At 72.4% G+C, this 12,560-nt stretch carries 10 protein-coding genes; 2 read left to right on the forward strand and 8 right to left on the reverse strand.

The features are described 5' to 3' along the window. Nucleotides 1–196: 196 nt before the first annotated feature. Nucleotides 197–1,315 carry a glycerophosphodiester phosphodiesterase gene (locus tag EAD96_RS27150; RefSeq protein WP_121686243.1) on the reverse strand — a complete coding sequence of 373 codons (1,119 nt, stop codon included), beginning with the start codon at nucleotides 1,313–1,315 and terminating at the stop codon, nucleotides 197–199. Nucleotides 1,316–1,421: 106 nt separating this feature from the next. On the opposite strand from EAD96_RS27150, the gene EAD96_RS27155 reads away from it, so the two are divergent. Continuing rightward, nucleotides 1,422–2,756 (forward strand): TrkH family potassium uptake protein, encoded by a 1,335-nt coding sequence (locus tag EAD96_RS27155; protein ID WP_120573021.1) that lies wholly within the window; start codon nucleotides 1,422–1,424, stop codon nucleotides 2,754–2,756. After that, the gene (locus tag EAD96_RS27160; RefSeq protein WP_121686244.1) at nucleotides 2,746–3,414 is read left to right on the forward strand and encodes a TrkA family potassium uptake protein; all 669 of its coding nucleotides are present in this window, start codon (nucleotides 2,746–2,748) and stop codon (nucleotides 3,412–3,414) included. The genes EAD96_RS27155 and EAD96_RS27160 overlap by 11 nt, the downstream gene beginning before the upstream one ends. Before the next feature lie 74 nt (nucleotides 3,415–3,488). Here EAD96_RS27160 and EAD96_RS27165 read toward each other — a convergent pair whose 3' ends face one another. The 7 genes from EAD96_RS27165 to EAD96_RS27195 form a co-directional block, all read right to left on the reverse strand. Then, nucleotides 3,489–5,111 (reverse strand): serine/threonine-protein kinase, encoded by a 1,623-nt coding sequence (locus EAD96_RS27165; RefSeq protein WP_121686245.1) that lies wholly within the window; start codon nucleotides 5,109–5,111, stop codon nucleotides 3,489–3,491. A 71-nt stretch (nucleotides 5,112–5,182) separates the two neighbouring features. Then, entirely contained in the window at nucleotides 5,183–6,739 is a 1,557-nt protein-coding gene (locus EAD96_RS27170; RefSeq protein WP_121686246.1) for a fused MFS/spermidine synthase, read from the reverse strand. A gap of 36 nt (nucleotides 6,740–6,775) precedes the next feature. Then, nucleotides 6,776–7,813, reverse strand: coding sequence for a hypothetical protein (locus tag EAD96_RS27175; RefSeq protein ID WP_121686247.1), 1,038 nt, complete (start codon nucleotides 7,811–7,813; stop codon nucleotides 6,776–6,778). A 184-nt stretch (nucleotides 7,814–7,997) separates the two neighbouring features. Further along, a complete protein-coding gene (locus EAD96_RS27180) occupies nucleotides 7,998–8,807 on the reverse strand; it encodes an inositol monophosphatase family protein (protein ID WP_121686248.1) in 810 nt (269 codons plus the stop codon). After that, a complete protein-coding gene (locus EAD96_RS27185) occupies nucleotides 8,800–9,252 on the reverse strand; it encodes a response regulator (RefSeq protein WP_091426599.1) in 453 nt (150 codons plus the stop codon). Before EAD96_RS27185 ends, EAD96_RS27180 begins: the two co-directional genes overlap by 8 nt. Then, the gene (locus EAD96_RS27190) at nucleotides 9,249–11,009 is read right to left on the reverse strand and encodes an ATP-binding protein (protein ID WP_121686249.1); all 1,761 of its coding nucleotides are present in this window, start codon (nucleotides 11,007–11,009) and stop codon (nucleotides 9,249–9,251) included. Before EAD96_RS27190 ends, EAD96_RS27185 begins: the two co-directional genes overlap by 4 nt. Nucleotides 11,010–11,062: 53 nt before the next feature. Beyond that, nucleotides 11,063–12,256 carry a PP2C family protein-serine/threonine phosphatase gene (locus tag EAD96_RS27195; RefSeq protein ID WP_199733316.1) on the reverse strand — a complete coding sequence of 398 codons (1,194 nt, stop codon included), beginning with the start codon at nucleotides 12,254–12,256 and terminating at the stop codon, nucleotides 11,063–11,065. Nucleotides 12,257–12,560: the final 304 nt, after the last annotated feature.

Below are 12,560 nucleotides of genomic sequence, written 5' to 3' on the forward strand. Positions count from 1 at the left end.
CCTCACCCCGCCCGTCGCCGCCCCGCCCGCCCCGCCGATCTTGGAGTTGTGGCGCCTCAGATGCCCGCTTCGCGGCTTACGCGAGGCACCACAAGTCCAAGATCGACGAGGAAGTCCCTCCACGAGCGCGACGGGACCGGGCACGCGGACGGGGTGCCCGTCGGAACGGCGGGCACCCCGTCTCAGCGGAGCAGGGTCAGCGGGCGGCTCGGGCGGCCACCGCCGTGTCGGGGTGGTCGCTGAACACGCCGTCCAGGCCCAGGTCGAGGAACAACTCGTACTCGGACGTGATGTCACCACGCGCGTTCGGGTCGGTGCCGATGCGGAAGTCCACCGGCAGGAACTGGTTCTCGGCCCGGAACGTCCACGCGTGCACCACCAGCTTCTGCCGGTGCGCGTCGCGGATCACCGAGGTGGGCGCGAGCAGCCGTCCGGCGGCGTCCCGGGGCACGATCAGGTTCTTGTTCAGGCCCACGCCGTCGGCGTACCGGGAGATCCAGGCCAGGCCCGCGGGCGTGGCCAGGTCCGCGTAGGTCCGCTTGTCGCCGCCCGCGACGAAGTCGTAGGGCGCGCCGGACGCGTCCATGAGCTGCACCAGCCGTACGTCGATCATCTTGTCGAGCTTGCGCAGGTTGGCGGTCTCGAAGCTCTGGACGAACACCGGGTCGTTCCGGTGGGTGAGCCGGTTGCGGCGCAGCACCGCCACCAGCGGCTCCTCCAGCGCGCGCCCGATCGACGCGAAGTAGGTCGGGTGCTTGGTCTCCGGGTAGACGCCGATGGTCCGGCCCCGGGCCTTCGACTCGGCCCGCGCCAGGTCGATGACCTCCTGGAACGTCGGGATCTCGAACCTGCCGTCGAACGCGGTGTTGGCGACCCGCACCTGGGGCAGCCGCTCCTTGGCCCGCAGCGTCTTCAGCTCCGCCAGCGTGAAGTCCTCGGTGAACCAGCCGGTGACGGTGACCCCGTCGATGGTCTTCGTCGCCTTACGGGCGGCGAACTCGGGGCGGGCGGCCACGTCGGTCGTACCGGAGATCTCGTTCTCGTGCCGCGCGACCAGGACGCTGTCCTTGGTCGCGACCAGGTCCGGCTCGATGAAGTCGGCGCCTTGGCGGATGGCGAGCCGGTAGGCCTCCAGGGTGTGCTCCGGGCGGTAGCCGCTCGCGCCGCGGTGACCGATCACGATCGGCCGCTGGGCCGCGGGGGCACGCTCGGCGCGGGTGTCCGGGCCGGCCTGGGCGGCCACTGCCGGCACCACCACTGCGGCCGCCGCGAGCAGCGCGCCGGCCACGCCGAGGGCGGAAAGGGTACGTCGCAACGCCGTCTCCTGTCGTCGATGGGTACGCACAGCAGACCGGGCGTGGTTGACCGCCAGTTGGTCGGTTCCTGACCTGCCGGTGAATCTCCGGACGGAAGATGACGGGATGCGCCGCCTGCTCCGGAAGCCCGTACGGCTGGTGCCGTTGGGGTTCCTGGCGGTGATCCTGGTCGGCACCGGCCTGCTCATGCTGCCCTGGGCCACCAGCGAGCAGCGGTACACCCCGTTCGTCACCGCGCTGTTCACGTCCACGTCGGCGGTGTCGGTGACCGGGATGGCGATCACCGACACGCCGAACTACTGGAACGGCTTCGGCCTCGTGATGATCACCGTGCTGACGCAGCTCGGCGGTCTGGGCATCCTGACCGGGGCGTCGCTGGTGATCCTGGCCGTCTCCCGTCAGCTCGGCCTGCGTAACCGGCTGCTCGTGCAGGCGGAGACCGCCGAGTTCGGCCTCGGCGACGTACGCCGGTTGCTGCTGCGCATCGCGGCCACCGTCTTCGTCACCGAGGCCCTGATGACGGCGGTGATCGCCGCGCGCCTGTTCCTGGCGTACGACTACCGGCCGGGCCGGGCGCTGTGGTCGGCGGTGTTCCACTCGGTCCAGGCGTTCAACAACGGCGGGTTCGCGCTCTACTCCGACGGTCTGGTCGCGTTCTCCCGCGACGGCTGGGTCGCGCTGCCGCTCAGCATCGGCGCGATCATCGGCGGGCTCGGTTTCCCGGCGCTGTTCGAGGCGGTACGCGAGTGGCGGCAGCCCGAGCGCTGGGCGGTCGCCACGAAACTGACCGTCTGGGGCAGCGTGGTGCTGACCGTCTTCGGCGTCGCCTACCTGCTGCTGGCCGAGTGGGGCAACCCGTTCACGATCGGCACCTTCGACGTGCCGGGCAAGGTGCTGGCGTCGTTCACCCAGATCGCGTTGAGCCGTACCGGCGGCTTCGACGTGGTGAACGTCGGGCGGCTCACCGACGAGAGCTACCCCATGCTGATCGGCCTGATGTTCATCGGCGGCGGCAGCGCCAGCACCGCGGGCGGCATCAAGGTCTCCACGTTCTTCCTGCTCGGTTTCGCCATCTGGGCCGAGCTGCGGGGCGAGCCGGACACCACCGTCGGACGCCGCCGGGTGGCGGCGGCCAGCCAGCGGCAGGCGCTGACCGTGGCGCTGCTGAGCGTGGCGCTCGTGGCCGGCGGGACGGTCGGCCTGATCGCGCTGACCTCGCACATATCGTTCTCGGCCGCGTTGTTCGAGGTCACCTCCGCGTTCAGCACCACCGGCCTGACCGTCGGGGTGTCCGGTCAGCTCTCCCCGCCGGGCCAGTACGTGCTGACCGCGCTCATGTACATCGGCCGGATCGGGCCGCTCACGCTCGGCTCGGCCATCGCGTTGAACACCCGTCGACGGCTGTACCGCTACCCGGAGGAGCAACCCATTGTCGGCTAGACATCCGGAGGAGACCGGCATCGCGGTGATCGGCCTGGGCCGGTTCGGCGCGCGCCTGGCGGAGTCCCTGTCCCGGCTCGGTCACGAGGTGCTGGCGGTCGACCACGACCCGAACCGGGTCCAGCACTGGTCGGCCGACCTCGACCGGGTGGTGCAGGCGGACAGCACCGAGGAGGTGGTGCTGCGCCAGCTCGGGCTGGCGGACTTCCGCCGGGTCGTGGTCGCGATCGGCGCGTCGCTGGAGGCGAGCGTGCTCACCGTCCTGGCGCTGGCCGAGCTGGGGATCGAGCAGATCTGGGCGCGGGCCACCTCGGAGAAGCACGCGAAGATCCTGCACTCGGTGGGCGCGCACCACGTGGTCTTCCCCGAGGCGGAGACCGGCGAGCGGGTGGCGCATCTGATCGTCAGCCGGATGCTCGACTTCATCGAGTTCGACGACGCGTTCGCCATCGCCAAGATCAAGGTGCCGGCGCCGCTGGTCGGACGGTCGCTGCGCGACATCGCCCCGCAGGACCGGTACGGCGTGATGGTGGTGGGCGAGAAGCAGCCCGGGGAACCGTTCCGCTACGCCGGGCCGGAGACGGTGCTGGGGGCGGACAGCGTGCTCATCGTGGAGGGCGGCATCTCCCAGGTGCAGCGCTTCTCCGCACTGACCTGACCGGAGCCGTCGACCTGACCGTCAGCCCTTCTTCGGACCCTTGCCCTTGCCGTGCTCACCCCCCTTCGGCCGGTCTACTGTGCTTTTCCCTTCGGGCCCTCCTTGCCCTTGGGCGGCTTCGGCGCGGCCTTGGGCTTCGCCGGCTTGGCCTTCGCCGGCCCGCTCTTGGTGGTGGTCTTCGCGGTGCTCTTGGTGGCCGGCTTGACCGGCGTCTTCACCGGCGGCGCGGTGGTCGGCGCCGAGCCGGCGATGCCGGAGACCTGTACGCCGCAGGTGCTGTCGCCGAGCGTGAACTCGACCGGCAGCGTGTTGCTCCCGGTGTAGCGACCGGCGAGCGTCAGCTTCGTCGACGCGCCGGGCGCCAGCGCCGGGTCCGTCGCCGGCGCGGCGATCGAGACGGTACGCCCCGCCTGACGTGCCGTGGGCTGGGACGTGGTGACCGTCTGCTTGCCAGGGAACGTGAAGTTCATGGTCCAGCCGCGCAGTTCCCGGTCGCTGGTGTTGGTGAGCGTCAGCTCGGCGGAGAACTCCTTGCCGGTGTCGCGGCGCAGCGAGTAGTCGACAGCGCACGGCGTCGGCTCGGGCAGGCTCATCCGCGCCTCGGTCGGCTCCACCCCGCCGCTGGCCGGGCTGCGCGACGTGAGACCCCACAGCGTGGCGGTCACCGCGACCAGTCCGACGGCGGCCACGCCGGCCTCCACCTTGCGCCGCCGCGCCACCGCCCGCCGGGTCCGGGTGCGCACCGCCGAGAACGGCAGCGCGTCCGTCTCCGCCGACCACGGCAGGATCGTGGTGCCTGCGTTCTCGGCGAGCTCCGGATCCATCCGGCCGAACGCCGGCGACACCGGCACGATCGCCGCGATGCCCGCCGCCTCGGCGAGCGTACGGGCCACCTCGGCGGTGGCCGGGCGGTCCTCGGGGCGCTTCGCCAGGCACCGCTGCACCAGCGCGGCGACCGGCTCGGGCAGGCCCGGCACCGCGGGCATCGGGTCCGGGTCGCGGTACATGTGCGCGCGCAGCATCTGGGTGGTGGTGCTGGCCTGCCACGGCAGGCGGCCGGTCAGCATCCGGTAGAGCAGCAGCCCGACCGCGTACACGTCGGTGGCCGGCGAGACGTGGCCGTTGTCCAGCCGCTCCGGCGCCAGGTACGCGGGCGTGCCGAGCAGCGCGCCGTCGGGCCCCTTGTCGCTCTCCCCCACCAGCGCCGAGATGCCGAAGTCGACGACCTTCACCCCGGTCGGGGTCAGCATGACGTTGCCCGGCGTCACGTCCCGGTGCACCACGCCACGGGCGTGCGCGGCGGCGAGCGCCGAGGCGACCTCCGCGCCGATGGTCATGGCCTCCCGCCAGGGAAGCTGCCCGTCGCGGCCGAGCCGCCCGCTGAGCGGACCGCCGTCGACCAGTTCCATCACCACGTACGGCACGGTCAAGCCGACCTGCACCGACTCGCCGTAGTCGTACACGTTGGTGATGTTGGGGTGGCACAGCCGCGCGGCGGCCTGCGCCTCCACCCGGATCCGGTGCCGGAACGCCTTGTCGCTGGCCAGCCGCGACGCCAGCACCTTGACCGCCACCTGCCGGCCCAGCACCTCGTCGTAGCCGCGCCAGACGACCGACATGCCGCCCGCACCCAGCTGCTCGACCAACCGGTATCGCTCGCCGAGCAGTTGCACGCCGTTCCTGACCGGTCCACCCATGGTCGGTCCTGTTGCCCGAAGTCGACCCCGGTACACCTCAGCGGTCGGAATCGGTCAGGAAAGTCACCCGTTCAGGCGGTCGCCAGCAGTTGGTCCACCGGCGCGTAGTCGTCGGTGAGCACCATCGCGTCGCCCACCCACCCGGTCACCGCCGCCTCGTCCATCAGCTCGGCCCGTTCGGGCAGCAGCTTCAGCCCGGGCGGGATCGCGGCGAGCGGCAATGGCGCGTCCGAGGCGACGATCACGAAGTTGGCGCCCTGCTGCCCGTCGATCGCGCCGGGCGGTGCGATGAGCGCGACGTGCGCGAACTCGGCCTTCACGGTGGCCAGCTCGGCCCGGATGAACCGGCCCGGCGGGTAGTCGATGACGTTCTGCACGTAGATCCCGTCCGGGCGCAGCACCCGGCGGATGTCGGCGGCCATCTCCCGGGTCGCCAGGTGCCACGGCACCACGAGGTGGCCGAACGCGTCGCCCACGATGAAGTCGCGGCTGTCGGTCGGCTCGCCGCGCAGCAGCACCCGCGCGTCGCCCACCTCGGCCCGCATCTGCGGGCCGGTACGCAGGCCCAGCTCCCGCCGGTCCAGCTCGACCAGCCCGCCGTCGAGTTCGAACACCAGGTTGTCGGTGCCGGGCCGGGTCGCGGCCAGGTAGTGCGGCACGGTGAAGCCGCCGCCGCCCAGGTGCAGCGCGTCCATCGGCTGCTTCGCCGGCCGCGCCACGTCCGCGACCAGGCCGATCCACTGCGTGTACGCGTACTTGAGGTGGTTCGGCTCGTTCAGGTCGACGTACGAGTGCTCGGCCGAGTTGAGGTAGAGCGTGCGCCCCTGCGGCCACGACGGGTCCACCTCGACGCGCGCGCAGTGGTACGCGGTCTCCACGTCGCACGGGTTCGGCGCCGCGGCGGTGAGCCCGGCGGCGGCCAGGCCGAGCAGCGCCAGCGCGGCCTTGACCCGGCCCGGCGCGGACAGCCCGCTGGGTCCGGCCTGCCGGCGCAGCCAGAAGCCGAGCGCCAGCCCGGTCACGCCGAGCACGGCGGCCAGCCCCAGCACGATGACGGTGCTGGACAGCGCGGCCACCAGCACGAAGCCGGTGCCGAGCGTGGCGGTGATGCCGCCGAGCGTGCCGATGCCGGACAGCTTGCCCACCACCTGCCCGGTCCGGCGCAGGTCGGCGAGCTGGAGCTTCACCACGAGCGGGGTGATCCCGGCCAGCAGCGCGGCGGGCAGCAGGACGGTGAGCGCGGTCAGCAGGAGCACGGCGCTGGCCGCGCCGCCGCGCAGCACCTCGCCGGCGTACCGGACGATCGGCAGCGTGACGGCGGTGGCGATGCCGGCCAGCACCAGCGCCGGGGCGAGCAGGGTGCGCGGGTCACGCCGGTCGGCGAGCCACCCGCCGAACCACGCCCCGTACGCGATGGCGGCCAGCGCCATGCCGATGACCGAGCTGGTCACCTGGAGGGTCACCCCGACGTACGGGCCGACCAGGCGCAACGACACGGTCTCCAGGACCAGCACGGCCCCGCTGGAGAGGAAGACGAGGAACGCGGCGAGCCCGTTGGGCAGGGCCCGGGGCGGAACCGGGGCGCCGGCCGCCGGTTCCGCGATGACGTCGGACGATGTGCTGCTCACCGTGGCGATGCTACGCAGCGCTCGCGGCGGACCGGGTCAATACATCGAGATGTGAACATGGTTTGTGTGGTCCGCCGCCGGGCTGCCGCCGCCGCTGTACGCGCGCCAGCCGGTGTTCGGCATCCAGATCTGCCGATACCAGATGACGTACATGATGCCGAGGCGGTTCGCGTTGTTCTTCGCCCAGGCGGCGAGGCTGTCGCCGTACGCCTTGTCGCCGCCGGTGGCGGTCTTGTCCTCGAACCCGCCGCTTGCGGCGGAGAAGTCGCAGGCCCGGCCCTTGGGGTGCTCGCCGCCGCCACCGCTGCGGTGACACGAGGCGTAGCGCTTGTAACCGGCCCCCTTGGCCTGCTGGAGCATGTGCAGCGTGCGCGGCGTGATGCAGCCGGACGCGGGCGTCGGGTCGTCCACCGAGCAGGACTCCGACGGCCACGAGCCGTCCGAGTTGCGCGGCGCGGGCTTCGCCGACGAGGACGTGCCGTTGAACCCGGACCCGGCGCCGGAGCTGACCTTCGCCAGCGCCACCTCGGCGTCCTTCTTCTTGCGGGCCTGCACCGCGACCTGCTTGGCCTGCTCGCGCACCTCGGCGTCGATGGCGAGCTTCGCCTCGGCCGCCTGCGCCTTCGCGTCGGCCAGTTCCCGCAACCGCTTGCTGTCCCGCTGGGCCATCACGTCCAGCTCGGCCGCGCGCTTGAGGAAGTCGTTCGGGTCGGCGCTGGCCAGCAGCATCGACGTCGCGGTCAGCCGGCCCATCCGGTACGACTGCGCGGCGACCTCACCGGCCTGCGCGCTGAGCCCGACGAGGCGTACCTCGATGTCGCTGAGCTGGGCGGCGAGCGCCTTCTGCCGGCGCTTGGAGTTCTCCAGCTTGTTCTGGGCCTCGATGTGGCCCTTCGCCGCCGCCTCCAACGCGGCCCGCAGCTGCTTGCTGCCGCCCTCGTTCGGGGCGTTCGGGCTGGGTACGGCGGCGGCCGGCCCGACGGCCACGCCGGAGCCGAGCAGCACGGCCATCGCGGCGAGCGCGGCGAGCAGCGACCGCCGGACGCGCCGGCCGGTAGGGCTGGTCCTGGGCACGTGATGGTCCTTCCGTCGACCGCCGGCCCCCGCACACCGAGCGGCGTCTCCGCCGGCGCCGGACGGCGGCCTGCTGGCGGAGACCGCCGGTCACGATACCGGACCACGCGCGACACGCCAGGCCGGCGACGGCGTAGGGCGTCCGACGTCGACGCAGCGTGCCGTGCTCGTCGCGCAGCGCCGCTCAACCGCCCAGCAGGGCGGCGCTCACCTCGTCCCAGATCTCCGGGCTGGCCGCGACGAGCAGCCCCCGGCCCTCGTCGGCCGGGTGGTAGTCGGTGCCGTCGAACCGGCGGGCAACGCCACCGGCCTCGCGCACCAGCAACGCGCCGGGTGTGTGGTCCCACGGCAGGGTGCGCCAGAACAGCACGAACTGCTGCGTGCCGGTGAGCACGTCCAGGTACTCCCGGCCGGCGCAGTGCTGGCCGGGCAGCAGCTCACCGATGCGGCGCCCGCCCTCCTCCACCCGGCGGCGGAAGTCCGGCGGCAGGAACTTCGTCGCCGCGGTGCCGCGCAGCGCGCCCACCCGCGGCTCGGCCTGCGGCGTACTCAGCGACGCGCCGTCCAGCTCGGTGCCGGCGCCGAGCCGGCCCGCCGCCATCGTGCCGTCGAGCGGGTCGTACACCCAGGAGGCCACCGGTACGCCGTCGGTGAGCAGCGCCGCCATCAGCGCGAACGGCCGGCGGCCGGCGGCGAAGTTGGAGGTGCCGTCGACCGGGTCGACGAGCCACACGTCGCCGCTGCCGCGCAGGTGCCGCAGCAGGTCCGGGTCGTCGGCGACGGCCTCCTCGCCGACCACCACCGAGCCGGGACGCAGCCGCCGCAGCCCTTCGGAGATCAGCGCCTCGGCCTCGCGGTCGGCGACGGTGACCACCTCGCCGGGTGCCTTCTCGGAGATGTCGGACGCGTCGAGCCGGCGGAACAACGGCACGACGACCTTGGCCGCCGCCTCCTTCAGCAGCGCGCCGACGTCGTCCAGCAGCGGGTCAGCCACGCGGCGGCAGCTTGACCACGCTGACGAAGAACTCGTCGATCTGGCGGACCACCGAGATGAAGCGCTCGAAGTCCACCGGCTTGGTCACGTAGGCGTTGGCGTGCAGCTGGTAGCTGCGCAGGATGTCCTCGTCGGCCTGCGAGGTGGTGAGCACCACGACCGGGATCCGCCGCAGTTCCTCGTCCTTCTTGATCTCCTCCAGCACCTCCCGGCCGTCCCGGCGGGGCAGGTTCAGGTCGAGCAGGACCAGGTCGGGCGTCACCGCGTCCGCGTACTGGCCCTCGCGGCGCAGGTAGGCGAGCGCCTCGGCGCCGTCGGAGACGACGGTGAGGCGGTTGCGGAGCTTGTGCTCCTCGAACGCCTCCTGGGTCATCAGCACGTCGCCGGGGTCGTCCTCGACGAGCAGGACCTCGATCGGGCTCTTGCCGTCCGCGGGCGCGGTCATCCCACCGTCTCCTTCATGCCACCGTTTGTACCGTGTCGGTCCGCCTCCGCGGGCGGCTCTTCGCGTGCCTCGCCGTCCGGCTGCCGCCCGACGTCCGCCGGGTCACCGTCGGCGCCCTCGGCGGCCGGCGCCTCGGCCGGCTCCGCGGCGTCCTGCGCGTCCGTCGTGTCGTCGTCCGCCGCGGTCTCCGCCGCCTTGGCGGCCTCGATGTCGGCCTCCAGCGCGGGCAGCGTGAACCGGATCGTGGTGCCCTCGTCGGCGTCGGTGTCCACCCAGACCCGGCCGCCGTGATACTCCACGATCTTCTTGACGATGGCCAGTCCGATGCCGGTGCCCGGGTACGCGTCCTTCGAGTGCAGCCGCTGGAAGATCACGAAGATCTTGTCGGCGAACTCCGGTTCGATCCCGATGCCGTTGTCCCGGCAGCTGATCTCCCACTCGCCGTCCACCAGCCGCGCCGACACGTGCACCTTCGGCGGCACGTCGGGCCGGCGGAACTTCACCGAGTTGCTGACCAGGTTGACCAGCAGGTTGGTCAGCAGCGGCTCCTCGCCGCGGATGGTGGGCATCTCGCCCCAGGTCAGCTCCGCGTCGGAGTACTGCAACGCCGCCTCGGTCTGCCCCGCCACGTCGCCCATCACCTTGTTCAGGTCGACCTCGGTGAAACCGGTGGTCAACCGCCCGATCCGGGAGAACGCCAGCAGGTCGTTGATCAGCCGCTGCATGCGCTGCGCGCCGTCGACCGCGAACGCGATGTACTGGTCGGCCCGCTCGTCGAGCTGCCCGGCGTACCGCCGCTGCAGGAGCTGGCAGAAGCTCGCCACCTTGCGCAGCGGCTCCTGGAGGTCGTGCGAGGCGACGTACGCGAACTGCTCCAGGTCACGGTTGGACCGGGTCAGCTCCTCGGCCTGCTTCTGCAACTGGCTGTTGACCCACTCGATGCGCTCCCGGGCCTCGCGTACCTCGTCCAGCTCCCGGGCGATCTTCATCCGCATCTGGTCGATGTCGTCGGCGAGCCGGCGGAACTCCGGCGGCCCGGACCCCTCGATGCGGTGCCGGTAGTCGCCGTCGGCCACCTCACGCACCTGACCGACCAGGTCGGCCAGCGGGCGGATCAGGATCCGGTCCAGCGAGAGCAGCATGACCACGCCGGCCGTCGTCACCACCAGCGCGGCGATGATCAGCAGTACGACGAGCGTGTTGCTCGTCGCGTTGACCCGGTCGGCGGTCTCCTGCCGGACCGTGAGGATCTCCTCCTGAAGCGTGTTCACCGCCGTGCGGATGCCGTCGAACTGCTGGCGGGTCGCGTCGGTGATCAGCGCCTGGCCGGCCTCCGGGCCGTCCCGCTCGACGGTGGTGATGACCGGCTCGGCCACCTGGGTCCGCCACTGCGCGGTCTCCTGCTCCACCACGACCAGCGACCGGCGCACGTCCGGGTAGTCGGCGGAGAGGTCGCGGATCGAGGCGACCAGGTCCTGCTCCCGCTTCACGCCCTCGCGGTAGGGCTCCAGGTCACCGCGGTCACCGTTCACCGCGTACCCGCGCACCGAGGTCTCCTGGTCGAGCAGGACGCTCATCAGCTCCTGCGCCTGGACACGCAGCGGACCGGTCTTGAGCAGCACCGCGTCGATGTTCTGCCGGTTCTTCGCGGCGACCGCCGCCTCTGCGGCGGCCAAGCCGAGCAGCAGCACCACCACCACGCCGAGCAGCGCGGCCACCCGCCGCCGCAGGGTCCAACCCTGCTGGTACGCCTTCACAGGTTCTTCTCCGTTCGGCACTGCGGGACTTGCCGGACCGGTTCGCTGTTCGCTCACCGGCCGGTGCCCCGGGTCACCAGCAACATCGCCACGTCGTCGGCCAACGGACCACCGTTGATCTGCTCGGCCCGCCCGACCAGCCACGCGGGCAGTTCGGACAGCGGCACCGCCCGGTTCGCCGGTTCGGCGAGCAGCCCGGTCAGGCCCGGCACGTCGAGGCGTTCGTCCCCGCCGTCCACCCGGCCCTCGATGAGGCCGTCGGTGTACATCAGCAGGGACCAGTCGTCGGTGTCGAACTCCAGGTCGAAGGCGACCGGGCGGCGCGGGCGTACGCCCAGCAGCAACCCGCCCTTGGCCGGCACCGGCGCGACCTTGCCGCCGCTGAGCAGCAGCGGCGGCGGGTGACCGGCGAGGCGTACGGTGGCCCGCGCCGACGCCAGATCGAGCCGGGCGGTGGCCACCGTCGCGAAGATCTCCTGGAGGCGGCGCTCGCTCATCAGCACCTGCTCCAGCGCGGGCAGCACCTCGTCGTCCGGCACCCCGGCCAGCACCAGCGCCCGCCAGGCCACGCGCAGTTCGACGCCGAGCGCGGCCTCGTCCACGCCGTGCCCGCAGACGTCGCCGACGATCAGGTCGATCCGGTCCGGCTGGGTCTGCACCACGTCGTAGAAGTCGCCGCCGATCAGCGCGGCGTGCCGGCCGGGCCGATAGAACGTGTGCACCGACACCTCGTCGGTGGTCATCAGCGGCTGCGGCAGCAGGCCGCGCTCCAGGCGGGCGGACTCGGCCTGGCGCAGCTCCACCTCGCGCAGCCGGCGGGCGTTCTCGTCGGCCCGCTTGCGCTCGACCGCGTACCGCAGCGCCCGGGTCAGCAGGACGCCGTCGACCTGGCCCTTGACCAGGTAGTCCTGCGCCCCCTCGGCGACCGCGACGATGCCCAGGTGCTCGTCCGAGCGGCCGGTCAGCACACAGACCGCGGCGCCGCTGGCCATCTCCAGCACCCGGCGCAGCCCGTCCAGGCCCTGCGCGTCGGGCAGGCCCAGGTCGAGCAGGACGCAGTCCACGCCCATCACCCGCTGCCGGGCCTCGCTGAGGCTCGTGGCGACCAGCAGGTCGATCATCGAGTTGGTCTCGGCGAGCAGCTCGCCGACCAGGAAGGCGTCGCCCTCGTCGTCCTCGACCAGCAGCACCCGCAGCCGCTCGCCCGGCGGGACGCCGCCGTGCAGCCCCGCCCCGGCCGACGGCACGTAGACGGCACCCGACGCGCCGGAACCCCGCTGCGGTCGGGTAACCGCCGCGAGTCGCGGGAGTTCGCTGGTGATGTCGGGCTCCTTCCGAATGCCCTGCTGATCCTGACTCAGACAACAGTCGCACACCGCGCGACCGTCGCCGGTGCGGCGGAGCGTGTGACACGTCCATCCGGACAGCGGCACGGTCGACCCACGATGTTACGCCGGGAGCGCTGTCACGCCCGCAGCGCACCGACCGGGGACTGCCGCCGCAGGCCCCGGGGGTGCAGGATGATCCCCACCCCGTAGATCCACCCCGAGG

The sequence above is a fragment of the Micromonospora sp. BL1 genome, from assembly GCF_003667485.1.
Classification (GTDB): Bacteria; Actinomycetota; Actinomycetes; order Mycobacteriales; family Micromonosporaceae; genus Micromonospora; species Micromonospora tulbaghiae.